The 15,579-nt window shown below is 57.5% G+C and carries 16 protein-coding genes; 1 reads left to right on the forward strand and 15 read right to left on the reverse strand.

Annotated features, from left to right (window positions below; translation table 11 throughout):
* Positions 1-27: 27 nt before the first annotated feature.
* Positions 28-792 (forward strand): IclR family transcriptional regulator, encoded by a 765-nt coding sequence (locus tag C8265_RS01690; RefSeq protein WP_108482227.1) that lies wholly within the window; start codon positions 28-30, stop codon positions 790-792.
* Between the two features lie 2 nt (positions 793-794).
* Here C8265_RS01690 and C8265_RS01695 read toward each other — a convergent pair whose 3' ends face one another.
* The 15 genes from C8265_RS01695 to C8265_RS01765 form a co-directional block, all read right to left on the reverse strand.
* Complete coding sequence (locus C8265_RS01695; RefSeq protein ID WP_108482228.1) at positions 795-1,517, reverse strand: SDR family NAD(P)-dependent oxidoreductase; 723 nt, start codon at positions 1,515-1,517, stop codon at positions 795-797.
* On the reverse strand, positions 1,507-2,517 hold the full coding sequence (locus C8265_RS01700; RefSeq protein ID WP_108482229.1) for a ketopantoate reductase family protein: 1,011 nt from the start codon (positions 2,515-2,517) through the stop codon (positions 1,507-1,509). Before C8265_RS01700 ends, C8265_RS01695 begins: the two co-directional genes overlap by 11 nt.
* A 9-nt stretch (positions 2,518-2,526) precedes the next feature.
* A complete protein-coding gene (locus C8265_RS01705) occupies positions 2,527-3,381 on the reverse strand; it encodes a polysaccharide deacetylase family protein (protein ID WP_108482508.1) in 855 nt (284 codons plus the stop codon).
* A 56-nt stretch (positions 3,382-3,437) separates the two neighbouring features.
* A complete protein-coding gene (locus tag C8265_RS01710) occupies positions 3,438-5,048 on the reverse strand; it encodes an ABC transporter substrate-binding protein (RefSeq protein WP_108482230.1) in 1,611 nt (536 codons plus the stop codon).
* A gap of 24 nt (positions 5,049-5,072) precedes the next feature.
* Positions 5,073-6,572, reverse strand: a complete 1,500-nt coding sequence (locus C8265_RS01715) for a M81 family metallopeptidase (protein ID WP_108482231.1) — start codon at positions 6,570-6,572, stop codon at positions 5,073-5,075.
* 320 nt (positions 6,573-6,892) lie between these two features.
* Complete coding sequence (locus tag C8265_RS01720) at positions 6,893-8,023, reverse strand: TerD family protein (protein ID WP_108482232.1); 1,131 nt, start codon at positions 8,021-8,023, stop codon at positions 6,893-6,895.
* 70 nt (positions 8,024-8,093) lie between these two features.
* On the reverse strand, positions 8,094-8,672 hold the full coding sequence (locus tag C8265_RS01725) for a TerD family protein (RefSeq protein ID WP_108482233.1): 579 nt from the start codon (positions 8,670-8,672) through the stop codon (positions 8,094-8,096).
* 60 nt (positions 8,673-8,732) lie between these two features.
* Positions 8,733-9,686 carry a calcium/sodium antiporter gene (locus C8265_RS01730; protein ID WP_108482234.1) on the reverse strand — a complete coding sequence of 318 codons (954 nt, stop codon included), beginning with the start codon at positions 9,684-9,686 and terminating at the stop codon, positions 8,733-8,735.
* Between the two features lie 72 nt (positions 9,687-9,758).
* Positions 9,759-10,208 (reverse strand): tellurite resistance TerB family protein, encoded by a 450-nt coding sequence (locus C8265_RS01735; RefSeq protein ID WP_108482235.1) that lies wholly within the window; start codon positions 10,206-10,208, stop codon positions 9,759-9,761.
* Positions 10,209-10,218: 10 nt separating this feature from the next.
* Complete coding sequence (locus C8265_RS01740; RefSeq protein ID WP_108482236.1) at positions 10,219-10,809, reverse strand: TerD family protein; 591 nt, start codon at positions 10,807-10,809, stop codon at positions 10,219-10,221.
* A gap of 88 nt (positions 10,810-10,897) precedes the next feature.
* A complete protein-coding gene (locus tag C8265_RS01745) occupies positions 10,898-11,614 on the reverse strand; it encodes a J domain-containing protein (RefSeq protein ID WP_108482237.1) in 717 nt (238 codons plus the stop codon).
* Positions 11,611-12,522 carry an HpcH/HpaI aldolase/citrate lyase family protein gene (locus C8265_RS01750; protein ID WP_108482238.1) on the reverse strand — a complete coding sequence of 304 codons (912 nt, stop codon included), beginning with the start codon at positions 12,520-12,522 and terminating at the stop codon, positions 11,611-11,613. The genes C8265_RS01745 and C8265_RS01750 overlap by 4 nt, the downstream gene beginning before the upstream one ends.
* Complete coding sequence (locus C8265_RS01755; RefSeq protein ID WP_108482239.1) at positions 12,522-13,622, reverse strand: cysteine protease StiP domain-containing protein; 1,101 nt, start codon at positions 13,620-13,622, stop codon at positions 12,522-12,524. The genes C8265_RS01750 and C8265_RS01755 overlap by 1 nt, the downstream gene beginning before the upstream one ends.
* A complete protein-coding gene (locus tag C8265_RS01760; RefSeq protein ID WP_108482240.1) occupies positions 13,622-14,353 on the reverse strand; it encodes an HAD family hydrolase in 732 nt (243 codons plus the stop codon). Before C8265_RS01760 ends, C8265_RS01755 begins: the two co-directional genes overlap by 1 nt.
* On the reverse strand, positions 14,350-15,576 hold the full coding sequence (locus tag C8265_RS01765) for a phosphoribosyltransferase domain-containing protein (protein WP_108482241.1): 1,227 nt from the start codon (positions 15,574-15,576) through the stop codon (positions 14,350-14,352). The genes C8265_RS01760 and C8265_RS01765 overlap by 4 nt, the downstream gene beginning before the upstream one ends.
* Between the last annotated feature and the right edge of the window lie 3 nt (positions 15,577-15,579).

The raw sequence follows: 15,579 nt of genomic DNA on the forward strand, positions 1-15,579 counted from the left end.
TCACTATGTTTCTCAGATTGAGGCCCGATGACCCAAGAAATCGATCCACGGTTGCGCCTGCAATCGGTTGCCCGCACGTTTCACGTTTTAGAAGTTATCGGACAGGCGGGGTGCCCGCTGTCATTGGCAGACATCGCGCGCCTTGCGGAAATCGACAAAAGTGCAGCGCAAAGGATTGCCAATACGCTGTTAAGTCTGGGGTATCTGGAACGCAGCACCGGGGCCAACGGATATGTTCCGGGCCGCCGACTGTTGGAACGCGCGTTTGATTTTCTGCGGTTCAACCCGATTGTCGAACGGGCCACGCCGCTGTTGATCGAGTTGCGCAAAACCTGCCGCGAACGGGTGGATTTCAGCCTGTTTGACGGCAACATGATTGTTTACGCCGTGCGCCTGCAAAGCAAACGTGAAAATTTCTATGCCACCCTGATCGGGCGGCGTTTGCCGGCCTATTCCTCGTCCGGGGGGCGGGCAATGATGGCGCTGATGCCCGATGACCAGGTGGATGCCCTGCTGCAGGCCAGCGATTTGAAACCATTCACGCCGCGCACGGTTTACGACATCGCCGGGATCAAGGCCAAGATCGAAGAGGCCCGGCGCGATGGCTACGCGTTGGCGGTAGAGGAAAGCCTGCTGGGCGAGGTTGTGTTGGCCGCAGCCGTAAAGGATACCGCAGGGCAGCCTTTGGGCGCGGTACACATTGCCGGATCGCTTTCGGAATGGTCACCCGAGGATTTCGCCGCCAAATTCAGCCCGCTGGCGATGGCCACGGCGCATGCGCTGAACCATTAGGTTCAGTGAAATGCGCGCCCGCCATCCACGGTCAGGGTGGTGCCGGTGACAAACCCGGCTTGGGCCGATGTCAGGTACAACGCGGCGGCGGCGATATCATCCACCGTGCCGATCCGCCCCAGCGCCGGGCGGGTGGTGATTTCGGCCAATGCCGCCTGCGGATCATCGGCATTTTCCCACGACGCGCGCAACATCGGCGTGTCAATCACACCGGGGCACAGAACATTGGCACGAATATCGCGCGGCGCCAGATCCAGTGCCAGTGTTTTGGTAAACATCGCCAACCCGGCCTTGGCCGCACAATAGGCGGTGCGATTTGCCAAGGGCCGCAGCGCCGCACCCGAGGCAATATTTACGATGCTGCCCGGCCCCGCCATGTGTGTCAGCGCCGCCTGACATACCATCATCGGCCCGGTCAGGTTGATCGCCAGCACACGATCCCAATCGTGGCGCGACATCTGATCGAACGGGCGCAGTAAATCCGCCCCTGCCCCGTTGATCACCCCATCCAGCCCGCCAAATGCCGCGCCCGCCTTGGCGATGGCGCGCTGAACTGTTGGCTCATCCGTAACATCACAGCGGATAAACATCGCATCCGCCGGCGCACCCGCGTGAAGATCCAGCACCGCGACCTGTGCGCCATGGGCCAAAAACAGTGTCGCGATGGCATGACCAATGCCCGACGCCCCGCCCGTGACAATAATCCGTCGGTTTTCAAGCTGCATGGGACACCTGTTGCAAACGCTGCACCATCTGCGCCGATTGTCGCGCCTGTCCGGATTCGATTTCACCGATCAATGCCACCAAGGCGCGGGTCAGTGGCACCGACATCCCATGGCGGGTGGCAGCCGCCAGAACCGGGGCCAATTGCGCCGCGCTGTCGGTGCGCCGTCCCGGAACCTCAAGATCGCACCAGGCGCCGCTGTGGGTCTTGCTTGACCCGGCCCAGAATTGTGCCAGTTGATCAAGGCCACTGTCATCAGCGCCCGCAAATGTGGCCGGATCGAACCCATCAAACCCCATGGGCGTGATGCCCTCGGCGCGGGCCACGGCCAGAATTTCGCGGATCAACCCGCCGTTTACCGCGCGCGATGCGGGATCCGTCAGATACTCGACCATGGTGCCATCGCTTAGCCCTGATGCCTTGAGCACTGCGGCATAGGCCTGTTTCGCCCAAAGAAAGCCCCAGATATTATCGGTTGAAATGGCATCCGGTTCGAATTGGCGCAGCAGGTCAAGAATGCGCGCCGTATCGCGATGGGGCGCACCATCAATGCCCCCCACCACCACCGCGCCCCGATTGCCCATCGCCACATGACCAGGGCCGATGATATCGCCGCCGAAATTTATGAACGCGCCCAACACCCGGTTTTCGCCCAGAATATCGGCCAGTTCCCATTCGCACAGCCCGTTTTGCAACGAAACCACAACGCCACCGGGCGAAAGATGCGCGGCAATGCCACGTCCGGCAATGCCGGTGATATGCGCCTTGACCGCCAGAAACACCGTTTCAAACCGCCCCGTCACATCATCGGGATGGCAGGCGGCGGGATGGGCGGTAAACCCACCCCCCGGAAGATCGACGCGCAGGCCATGGTTCACAATCTGCGCCACATGGGCGCTGTCGGTGTCAACGATCAAGACATCGCGCCCGGCCCGCGCCAGATGCCCGGCGAAAACGCCGCCCACGGCACCACCGCCCCAAATCACCACTGGTTCAGCCATTGCGCGCCCCTAAAGTGTTATGAACGGTGAAATCGCGCGATCCGCCGGATCGAACGTTTTTGTATCACGCCAATGGTCGGCCACCTCGGCCCCTTTGGCAAACCACACCCCATCGAACCCTTGCACAAAATCGATGAACCGGCGCAGCAATTCAATGCGCGACGGCCGCCCGATCCCCTGGGGGTGCATGACCAGATTGAACAATCCGCCCTGCCGATAAATGGCGCGAAATTCGTCCTGCCAGATTGTCAGGATATGATCGTTGGTGAATATGGGCCGCGGCCCGGCCAGAGAGAAAAACAGATAGGGCGCGTCATCCAGGCTCCAATGCCAAGGCAGTTCGACCGGCCCCGGTCTGCCATCGGGCAGCACATGAAAATAGGGGTTCACACTGTCCATCAGCGAACTGTCATAAGTAAATCCCCGCTCGGCCAACAGGGAAATCAGATTGACACTGGTTTCCCCCGCCGGCGAGCGATAGCCGCTGGGCCGCACGCCCAGACGGGTGTGCAGCGCGTCAAGACCGCGCTCCATTTCCTCAAGTTCCTGATCGGGAAATTCGGGATCGACCCATTTGTGCAGGTATCCGTGGTGGCCGATTTCATGGCCCCCCTTCAAGATCGCCTCGGCCACGACAGTGCGGTTTTCGGCCACCCAACCGGGCACGAAAAATGTGCCGGGCAACTGCCGCTCGGCGAGCAGGGCCAGAACATTGGGCACGCCTTCGCGCGCGCCATATGTCCCTTGGGACAGGGTGCCGGGGCGGCGGGCATTGGCCGGATCACGCGACAACCAATTGGTTTCGGCGTCAAAATCAAAGGTCAGCGTCAGCGCGCAATGTGCGCCGTTGGGCCAGTGGGACATGACCGGCAACTCCTTTATCAAAGAGGCGCGCCCGCTATCGGGCGCGCCCACAGGGATTAACCCCAGCGTGTTTCATCAAACGGCGCCAGCGCGCCCCACACCGTCATCGGCGGGTTTTGCAACCCTTTGCGATAGATGGTGAACAGCGGTTCTTCGTTGGTCCAGTACAGCGGCAGTTCGTCTGTCACCACCTTCTGGAATTCGCCATACAACGCCTTGCGCTTGGCCGGATCCACCTCAGATCCTGCGCGGGCCATCAGATCGTCAACCGATGGGTTGGCATACCCCGACGTGTTCGAAAAGATCACGTTGCGGCGGTTATTGCTGTCATAGGCACGGTGCACGCCGATCAACGGATCGGGATAGTTCCACAGCCCATTCAGCGACAGTTGATGTTCGCCCGCGCCAATCCGGCTGGCAAAGCTGCCGAAATCGGCATTGGGGCGCAGTTCGATGTTGATACCGGCCTTTTTCAGTTGCGATTTCAGATATTGCGCCACGGGTTCCTGGCTGTTGATGTTCACATCGGGCAGCCATTCCAGGGTCAGGGTCATGCGCATGCCATCGGCGCCCGCCGGATGCCCGGCCTCGTCCAACAGCGCCCCGGCACGTTCCAGATCCAGATCGTAAAGCACCAGATCATCGGGCGAGGCAAACGGGTTGGCGGCGGTCAGCGGGCCATTCAAACGGGCCGCTTCACCGCGCAACAGCGCCTTTTCGATGAAATCCTGATCAATCGCATAGGCGATCGCCTTGCGCACACGCACATCGTCAAGCGGTGCAACCCGGTGGTTGAACTCAAGGAAATTCACCGCGCCCAATGCCTCGTACCCATCGCTGGTCACCACCAGATCGGCGTTTTCACGCAACCGGGGCAGATCGTTGACCCGGATCGGCGCAAACGGCAGATAATCCAGATCGCCCTGCTCCAGACCCAGAACGTTGGCGATGGGGCTGTTTGCCAGGTTGAACAACAGTTCATCCAGATGCGGGCGACCCTCAAGAAAGAAATCGTCGTTGCGCTCAAGGATCAGGAATTCACCGGGGCGGTAATCCTTGTATTTGAACGGGCCTGACCCGACCGGCGTAGAGTTGCGCGGGTGGTTTTTGATATCCTGCCCATCGTCATAGATATGCTTGGGAAGGATCGGCAACAGCAGCGGGATCAGCGCGCTCATCAACGCCGGGTGCGGCCGGTCAAGAACGAAGCGCGCAGTCTTGTCATCGGGGGTTTCAACGCCGGTGACGGGGCCAAACATGGTGGGGCCGAAGGGATGGTTTGCCTTGACCACGGCCAGCGAAAACGCAACGTCGTGGGATGTGACGGGTTTGCCATCATGAAACGCTGCCGATGGATCAAGGTTGAACGTATAGCTCAGACCGTCTGCCGCCATTTCCCAGCTTTGGGCCAGATACGGCTGGGGTTGGAACGCATCGTCGGTGCGGATCAACCCGGCAAAGATATTGGCACCGGGCACGCCTGTGGCCTGCCCCGACTGCACCGCCGGATTAAGATGGCGAAATGTGCTGTGCCCAATCACCAATTGGCCGCCGGCCCCTTGGGCGCGCGCCGCACTGCCCACGCCAAGCGCCAGCGTTGCACCGACCGCCCCCATGGATTGCAACGCATGCCTGCGGGTCATGTTGGAAAATCTTGAACCTGTCATTTTGTCTTCTCCCTGTTGAAATTACTAAACTTGCGCTGGCGCGTCCTGATCCAATGGGTAGATCGGGCGCGTCAGTTTCTGGAACGGGAATGCGGAATAATCCGAACTGCACACGCCCGGCCCGGCAACCAACACGATATGACGCGCGATGGGTTCAAACCCGGCCCGGAAATGTTGGCGTGATTTGATCAGAACAAACCGTTTTTTCGTCGGGTCGATTCCGGCATGGGTGAAACAGCCGACATCAAACGTTTCCAGCCGCCGTTCGCACACCACCAGTTGCATCGGCCCGGTGTCCAGAACAACGCAGCGACCCAGATCAATCATGATGCCGGTCATCATTGGCCCGGTCACCCGAAATTTGCCATCGGTGATCCGCGTCACGGTGCCGCTCAGGCGCAGGGGATGCCCCGCCAGATCAAGCGCGGGCATATCCACCTTGCCGCCAATATCGATGGTAATCTCCTCACCCACCCCGGCGGCAATCATCTGTGCCACGGCCTCGGGGTCAAAAATCGGTCCGGCTACCATATCATCAAGCCCTTGGCGCAGGGCCTCTTCGATCACGGCCATGCCATCCTGACAACCGCCCGCACCCGTGTTATCGCCGTGATCAACCAAGATCACCGGCCCACCTTCAAGCGCGCGGGCAGCTTCGATAGACTTTGACATCGGCTCGATCGAGAAAACGAAATCGGCGCGCCTGTCCCAGGCCATATCCAACAGCCGGGCCATCAGACCCTTGGCGGCGTCGGCCTTGGCCCGTTCGGCCACGACCACAGCAGACATCCGGGTGTGGGGCGTGTCGGCCAACGGAAACCCGACAAACAAAGAGGCATTCGCCACCTCACCCGAATTTTCGGCAGCAATGGCCAGTTCCATGATGTCGCGCATCGGCTGTTGGGCGGGGGTCTGGTGCAACATATGGGTCAACATCTGGCGATGGTCCCACATCATCACCAGATCAACGCCATCCTGGACCGCGCGCATCAGCGTGTTCATCGCCCGTTCACCGGTTTCATACATATCCACATGGGGATAGGTGCGATAGCCGGTGATCACCGTGCTGTTTTCAACCAACTCGGCCGACAGGTTGGTGTGATAATCCAATGCCACGGCAATCGGCACATCGGGGGCCACCCCACGGATCCGGCGCACCAATTCGCCTTCGGCGTCGTCATGGCTTTCACACACCATGGCGCCGTGCAAATCCAACAACACCGCATCACACCCTTTGGCGATATCATCCAGGATCAGTTCGCAGATGTGTTCAAACGCCGCGTCATCGACCACGCCGCTGGGCGATGCGTTGGCGGCAATCGGCACCGACAGATCGGCCCCCACTTTTTCAGCACCGTCAATGAACGCCCCTAACGGATAATTCGTGCCCCGGTATCCGGCCACGGCATCGGCCCCATACAACGGCCCACCGGTCCATGACCCCCGAAAGAAACCCGACAACGGCGTGGGTATGGGCGAAAACGTGTTGGTTTCATGTCTCATCATGGCGGCCACAAAGCGCATTGTACTTTCCTTCGGGTGTATTGTATATCGATACATCTAAATTGCTTATGAATACCATCCAAACATGTGACGCCGTTGTCAAGGCTCTTGCGCAACGCCATGGCCCGACACGCCAGCACTGGCGCGCGGAATCGCAACATGAAGGTTTTGGGGGAGCGATTTGCAAAACACGTCGGCGCGTGCTTCACACGGTTCCATCGCGCAGCGTGAAAGACGCATCAGTTATCTGAACAGTCGGGCAGGATGATCCGCCCGCGCCAGTGCGGGTTTTAAAACTATGATTAAAAAATTTCGGGAACTTCAGAGCAGGAAAATGCCGACTATTTCCGCCCGGCTTTCCATCGCATGCCCCAATCATAGGCATTATCCATCGCCTCATGACCGGTAAAAAACCGGACTTCGCGATTGATGCGTATTTGATTGTCTTTATTTTCCAAAAGGGCCACGGCGCACATGCCCTCATTCCGGCCTGCGCTCAGTTCATTCATCCGCACTTCGACTTCGGGTTGTCCGGGCACCATAAGGCGTATGACGCCATCGGTTTCCTGCCAATTTGCCACGCCTTCGTAAATAAAGGCAAAAATCAGAATACGTTTGAATTTGGGCCAGGCATTGCCGTCAATTTCCAACCATTCGCCATCGGTCGAGGTTCCGGTACGGTCATCAGACATCAGTTGTGTGAACGGCATTTCAGTCAAATCGCCGAAACAATCACCAAGTGCCTGAACGACACCAAATTCACCGGTCTTGAATTCAATGAACGCACCAAGATCCAAATCGATACCGCGTTTGCCAAAACCAAAAAGGCCGCCTGACGTTTTCTTTTGGTTCCAATTCAGGTTGATCCGAATACGACCAAATTTTCCGTCGTCCTTTTTCAGTGAAATGGTGCTTTCGCGTTTGGTCAGCGAAACCTTTGACAGATCGACACTCGGGGTGGGTTTTACCGGGGTCGGTTCAGGCGCGGCCACCTCAACCCCGAAATGTTCGGCCAGGGCTTGCAATCCGCCGTTGAACCCTTGGCTGACATTGCGGATTTTCCATTGATCGTTGCGGCGATAGATTTCGCACAGGATCAATGCCGCCTCGGAACGCCCGGCCGTTGCCACCGGAATCTTGATGCCATCTGACGTGGTCAAATCAAGATCGGCAACCGCGCTGAACGCCCCATTTTCCAACGTTGCGTTAACGACGATTTTCTCAACATCCGGTGGCATTTTTCCAAGATCAAAGGAAAAACTTTGCCGATCCCCCTGAATGCGCAGCGAAACCGCGCCGCCGCCAATCGAGGTTTGATTGAAAAAACACATGTCCCCATCACCGCGCACCTTGCCATCACCATAAAGCAACAGCGCGGTTACATCGATTTGCCCGCCGGTGGGCAAATCGACATCCAATGTGAACGTCGGTGACGATATCGGCGCGTTTGCGCCCATGGCAAGCTGTGTCATGCAAAAGCTCCGATAGGGCGGGTAAGATCGCAAAAAGCGCGCAGGCATTGCGGCCCGCGCGCCAGATGTCTTAGCCCAGGTTCACGCCATGTGACGAGGCAAGCGGCCCAAGGCCACCTTCAAAGCCACCACCGATGGCCTTGAATTTCCAATCGGCGTTGTGACGGTACACTTCGCCAAAAATCATCGCCGTTTCGGTTGAATAATCCTCGGACAGGTCATAGCGCGCCAGTTCTTTTTCGCCGTCCTGATTGATGACGCGCATGAACGCATTGGCCACCTGACCAAAGTTCTGCTTGCGCGATGCGCCTTCATGGATCGTGACCGCAAAGACAAGTTTCTTGACCTCGGCGGGTACGGCGCTCAGGTCGATCTTGACCTGTTCATCATCGCCTTCGCCTTCACCGCTGCGATTGTCGCCGGTGTGTTCGACCGATCCATCGGGGCTTTTGGCGTTGTTGTAAAAGACGAAATGTTTGTCCGACAACACTTTGCCATCTTCGCCGCAGACAAAGACCGACGCATCGAGATCGAATTCGGCACCGTCTGTGACGCGCGGATCCCAGCCAAGACCAACAGTGACCTTGCTCAGGCCCGGTGCCTCTTTGCTGAGCGAGACATTTCCGCCTTTTTGAAGTGATACAGCCATTATATGTCCTTTCATGACGTTTGGTGTGGGGCCGACGCAGCCCGCGCCGACAGGTTCAATTTATCGAAGAGCAAACTGAGCAACGGTAAAGATCAGGTAGGCCACAGCCATCAATGCGCCCGACAACCGCCCGATGCGCCCTGTAAACAACAGGAACACAGCAAAAAGAAGCGTTACGACGATGACAATCGGCATATCAAACTCGGCAAATCTGCTTTCGATGATCAGTGGTTTGGCGACCGCCGAAAATGCCATGACCGACAGGATGTTAAAGATATTCGATCCGACAATGCCACCAATGATCATATCTGATTGGTTTTTGCGCGCCGCCGCGACACAGGCGGTAAGCTCGGGCAATGACGTGCCGAATGCAATCATGGTCATGCCGATCACCGCTTCGGGCACGCCCAATGCGACCCCTCCGGCAACCGCGCCCTGAACCAGCAATTCGGATCCGACCAAAAGCGTGACAATCCCCAAAATCAGCATCAGACCGGGGCGGGTTGCGCCACTATCATCGCCATCACCCTCATCAATATCAAGCTTTGACGCCTTATATTGATACAGAATGTAGGCGATGATCGCCGCCACCATGGCAAACCCACCCCAGCGGGGCAAAAGCCCGTTCAGAATGGCAACCGCCATCGCCGCCGTTGCCGCGATCATGACCAAGGCATCAACGCGCACTTCGGTGCGGGAAAATACGATCGGCGCAATTACCGCCGAAATCCCGACCACCATCAAAACGTTTGCGATGTTCGATCCGATCACATTACCCACCGAAATACCGGGATAACCGGAAAGGTTGGCGTTGATCGAGGTGAAAAGTTCGGGCGCCGACGTGCCGAATGCCACGATTGTCGCGGCGATGAATAATTTTGACAGGCCGGATTTTTCGGCGATGACAACGGCATTATCGATGGTCCAGTCGCCGCCCTTGACCAGAAGGTAGACGCCAAAGGCAATCGCGCCCAGTGCGATCACCATCAATTGGTAAGACTCAAGTTCGTGCATCAATGGTTCCTGTCTGGTCAAAATGGGCGGATCGTGCGACCCGCCCAGGTATCAAGCGTTCTTTGCAGAGACTTAAAGATCAAAATCGGCTGGGTTCAGCCCAAGTTCACGGGCAATCTCCGACACCATTGCCTTTTCATCGGCGTCAAAATCGCCATCGGCCGCGCCAATCGCACAAACGACACGGACCAACAGTTTCGACTGTTCTTCGTTGCCTTTGATCTTGCCGATCACCTTCAGCGCCGAAGCCTTGCCGATGGCATGGTCAAATTCAAAATCCGACGCCGCCTTTTGAAACACTTCGATCACCTGGCGCATTTCGAAATGTTTCAATTCATCTGCACGCTCAAGGAAGCCGGCCATCTTTTGTTTTTCCGACGCATCGATGTTGCCATCCGCAGCGGCCACAAGGGCACAGCCGTTCACGACCGCTTCCATGAAGGCGCGATTTTTGAATTTCGATGCCTCGGCCGTCAATTTCGAGCGGGCCTGTTCTGCGTTTTGTTTAAGCCAATTCAACATATTACTCTCCTTAAATTTCTGCGACTGCCGCGCCAATAAGCTCTTGCGCGGTGCGTCCGTTGGTGGGGGTTCCGTGGGCTGTCATTTGCCAGCCCGCGCCGGTTTTTTCCATTGATGCCATGACCACCCCGGTATGGCGGCCTTTTTCGTTCAATGTATACCGACAGATTTCGTTTTGGTTGCTTGCGTCAACCAGACGCGCAAAGGCATTGTCCACTTCGTCAAACGTCTGGCCACGAAAGCTGTTGACGGTAAAGACAAGATATTTCGCGCGCGCATCCAGCGCCTTGAGATCGACGTGAATGACTTCGTCATCGCCATCGCCATCGCCAGTCAGGTTGTCGCCACTGTGAACGATGGATCCGTCGTTTGATTTCAACTGCTTGAACCAAACCAGATCAATCGCTTGTTTGTCTGCATCAAAAATAATGACCGCCGCGTCAAGATCAATGTCATCGGCGCCGCCCCCGCCCAGAAGGCTGCCGAAGAACCCCTTTTTTTTCGGCTGCGCCGGATCCCAACCGCACCCCATGAAGACTTTGGCAAGGCCAGAATTTTTCTCAAGGGAAACGGTTTGTCCCTTCGCAAGCGAAACGCTCATTATAATCTCCAAGTTGCACAGTTTGACCTTAGGAAGGTATTGAGAGTCATCGCTTTTACAAGATGCGGTCGGGCGAAAAGCGGCGCAATCACCCCTCAGGGCCTTCGATTTGTTCTTGCGATCCCGATTTCATCTTTACGATTTCTTCATAGGCTTCGTTAAAGCTGACCAGACGGGCGTTGGCCAATTCGATCATCTCGATGGGCAACCCTTTGGCAATCAACCGGTCGGGGTGATTTTCGCGCACGAACCGTTTTCGAACGGCGCGCAGATCCTCCAACGAAACATCGGGCGGAACGCCCACGATACTGAAAGGATCACGCAAGGCAGGCACATGCCGCGCCCGCAGACGCAAAAACACGGTTTCATTCAACCCGAACACGCCGGTGACCCGGTGAAGAAACGCATCTTCGGCCGGGTGATATTCGCCGTCTGCCACCGCGATGTGAAACAGCCCGTCCAACACATCTTCGCGCAATGTGTCACCCTTTGGCGTGCGTTTCAGAACGTTTGACAGTTGCCGCGCGTAGGCCTCGTATCCGGTGGTTTCCTGGCGGCACAGGTTGAACACGCGGGCGGCGTTTGCCTCTTCCTCGGGCGGAATGTCGAAAATACGGCGAAACATGGTGACTTCGTCGCGGGTTACGGTGCCGTCGGCCTTGGCCAGTTTGGCCGCCAATGCGATGAAAGCAATTGAAAAGGCAACAGAATCTGTCGGCGCGCGCGGTGCAAACGCCTGACGCACGGCGGCAGTGCCATTTTCAAGATAGGTAAGAATGCGCTGCCAAAGGCTGGGTGTGCTCATGCGGAATGGGCCTGATTTACGGAATGGTGTGCACCGCAAAGGGCGGATCGGGCCAGGATTCTGTGGGCCCAGGCGGTGTGCGTTGACGGTTCGCACATCACGCCGCCAATCTGAAACACCGCGCTGGCGCGATTGTCCAAAATCGCCCTTGCCTGCGCAAGCTCTGCGTCACTGACTTGAAACGCCTCTTGAATGTGCATCACCTGTGCCGGGTGAATGGCGGTTTTCGAAACAAAACCGGCGGCAACGTCCTGTGCCACCTCACGTCTGAGCGTTTCGATATCGGCAATTATATCAAACACCGGTGCGGCAACCGGATAGCCCGCCGAAATCAACATGGACGACGCCATCGCCAGAACCCAGGCCAACGGCCCCTCCCACGAGGTGATTCCTGACTGACGGCGCAGCGCCATCGCCGCCAACAAATCGTTTCCGCCCAGCCGGATCGCCGCAATGCGGTGGCGATCATGGTCGTCAAATGCCTCTTTCAACGCGGTGATACGGCCGGGGTCGAAAAACTGCGCGCTTTCAACCGTGGGCATGATCCGCAAATTTGCCGACTTGCCCAGATCCATCCAGGCGGGGGCGGTTTGCGGCAAAATCTTCGGCGCGACGAACCCTTCGATATGCTCGATCCCCGCAAATTCAGCCAGCTCCAGCGCCATTTCAAGGGACCGGGGCCGCACGAAAACCTGTGTATTGGATACCACAGGCCCTTGGTTCAAAAGCGTTTTCAGCGTTGCAATACCGCGCACCACGTCATCTTCGGCCAACGCATCCTCAAGACACAGCACAACCGAGGGCGACGGAAAATCAACTTCGCCGCGCAAATAGGCCGGAACGCGGTGATGCACAATCGGCATATAAAGCGTGGCACCCAGCGCGTAAGATGAAAAATCCCACTTCATTACGCGACCTTCTCAATCAATGTGACAGCGCGGTACGGCCCGGTAAGGGATGCATCTTCAACCATATCAATACCATCGGTTCGGCACAAATGAATCAACGCCTCAAGATCGGGATCGTTGAGTGCGCGCAGAAACACCATTTTCGGCCGCCGCCGCAATACCGCACGGGTGGCTTCGGCGATGCCCGGTTTGATTCGGTTCAGATTGCGCACGTCATATTTGGCGGCAATGGCATTGACCGTTGCAAGGGCGCGCGTTTGCAACTTCTGGCCACTTACGACGTGCGGATTGGCAACCGGTACATCACGATATTGCGCCATTAGGGTGGTGATCTGATCAACAAATTCCAGTGACAGATCGATATCGGCCAAATGATCCACCGAAACAGAGCCGTGAAAATCACCCGGACCAATCACATCGCTGTTCAGGATCGACCGGCTGATCAGTCCGGAAATATTGGCCCCCAGAATGCCCGACGGAATCAGCCAATCGTCATGGGAGCCGGCCATGGTGGCAAAACCACTGGGGTCGGCAAGAACGGCAAGTTCGGCATCGGCGCGCCCGGTAAGGTCGTGCCATGAGTTTTGCAACTCGGTCGCAATCGCGCCTTTTCCTGTCCATCCATCAACAAAGATGATCCCATCCTGCGCGCGCCGATCAAAAATGAATGCCATCGCATTGCGATCAAGCCCGCGATCGCGAATAATTGAAACGCCAAAGTGGCAGCAGTCGTGCCCCAATGCCGTCAACTCCCGTTGCAACAAAACGCCATAAGGCACCCCCGCCCGCACCAGCGAACACAGGGTGATTTGCGCACCAAGCGTTCCGCCAACCACCCGGTCAGAAATACGGCGCGCCAGGGCTGATATTTCCCGCGCGATCCGATCAACACCATTGGCCCGCGCGGTTTGAAAAATTTGCAGATAGCGGGCATCAGGGCGCCGTTCTTGTGAAATCATCTCGGAATAATGCGCTGTGCCGCTTTGGATCAAACGCTCTTTCAGGGCGATATCGGTTGGGGTAATCTGAACCGGTTTCAGTAGAAACGTCACATCATCCGGATTATAGGATCCGGTGATGACCTGCGGCAGGCCCGCCATCACGCCGCCCCGGTGTGAAAAATTTCACGGCTGATCTGCGAAGCGCGGGGAATAACCATCATGTCGCAAACCGCCATGAACGGCAGGTCTGTCAGGCTGTCGCCCATGCCGAATACCGGCGCGGTATTGTCGTGTAGATGGGTGCGCAAAAGATATTCAACCGCGTGTCGTTTGGATATGCCTTTCGGCGTGAACGACAGATTGTTGTCATTGCGGTGGCGCACCAATCGACCGCCCGCCAACATGGTCAGTCGGTGATCAATCTGATCAAGCGCGGCGGCGGTGCTGTTTGATTTGACACAAAAATAATATCCTGTGCCGTATTCCTCGACGATCCAACTGCGGTACTTGCCCGGTTCGGTTTGGGTCTGCACAAAATCCAGAAGCGCGGTCAGATCGCGCATGTCGGCCTGACTTTGTGTCTGGCGCAACCAATCGGAATCGGGGCGGCCATCGGGCCATAAAATAACCGCGCCATTGGTGCAGATCTGATAATCCTGAAACGGCAGGCGGCACCGCCCTATTGCCTTGGTCGAACGGGCCGTGACCGGAATGAACCGGGTTGAGGCCAACAGCCACTCCATCATCGCGGCCTGCGCGGGCGACATATAGGAATGGCTGCCATTCAATGCCTCGGATGCCAGATTTTCGGGGGCGGGCACACCATCCATCTTGCGCGCTGTCTGAAAGACCGTATCATCGAGATCACTGAAAAAGATCGGGCGTTTCATGGCTCGCCCCCTGCCCCGCTCAATACGGTCACGGCACCTGCGCCATCGATCACATCAACCCGGCCCAGCCAATCAACCAACGCGGGCGGCACACCGTCCACCCCCGTTTCGGTAAACAGAACAATCCGATCCCAATCAGACGGCACGACATTGTGCATATACATCTTAAACCCCTGACCATAGTGATCGGGAAACGTGACCTTGTGGCGGATCGTTTCCCCCGTCAGGATTGGCGACCGGGTCGTGGTGATGAACCGCGTGTAATGGCCACGGGCGCAAAATTCTTCGGCCACCAGCATCGGTTGCCAGACATGTTCGCCCGCCCCAACCACCAGAATACGATCGGCTTTTTCCGGGGCTTCGAACCCTGACCGTGTCATGTCAGTCAGAATATCCTTGCCCGATTGGCGCGGGTCCACCCCGGCAAGACCGGTGCGCGGTGCTGCAAATGCCTGTTCGCTCTTTGGCTGCCAGGGGGCGCAACACGCAGCACAGCCGCCCGGCAGACCGGGCAGTGTGGCGCCGGGTTCCGACGTCCACACCCAGGTGCCGCATTGCAATGACACGCTGCGCACATCAGCCTGTTCAAAAATCCCCTCTACCGCTGCGGCGGCCTGACCATCTGACCAATCGGTGAGCGTAACCAATATGACACGGCCAAACTCCACACCCTGCGCCTGTAATCCGGCCACCAGTTGCGCAAATGTTCGCCCTGTGGTGGTTTCATCATCAACCAACACCAGCGTCGCATCGGGGCCATAATGCAGCACCCCCGGATCCGGGGCCAGGATGAAATGATCAACAGCGTGGGAATGGCTTTCCGTGATTGTGAACCAATCGCGCGTGAGCGCCGGTGAAAAACGCGTGGTCGTCAGATAACCTATATCTCGGTCGCCCACCGTATTTCTGAGGCAGTCAAACACACCCGCACCGATACCCACCGCCGTTTCGGCAAAGCCCATCACAAAGACCGGACCAGCCAAAAGATGCGCCGACACACCATCGGCCAACGTCGCAAGCGCCGCGCGATGCCTTACCGGATCAACCGGGATATGCCGCCCCAAAACGGTTGATACAAACAAGAACGCCCGTTTTGGATTGATCCGCTCTGCGATCCGAAAAAGCGCCAGTTCCGGACCATCGAACGTGGTCAGCGTCAATGTGCCGGCCTCAAGGCGATGGATTTCGGTATTTTCAGCCTTCTGCGACCGCGCATCCTCCATGAA

The organism is Oceaniglobus ichthyenteri, assembly GCF_003057885.1.
Taxonomy (GTDB): domain Bacteria; phylum Pseudomonadota; class Alphaproteobacteria; order Rhodobacterales; family Rhodobacteraceae; genus Oceaniglobus; species Oceaniglobus ichthyenteri.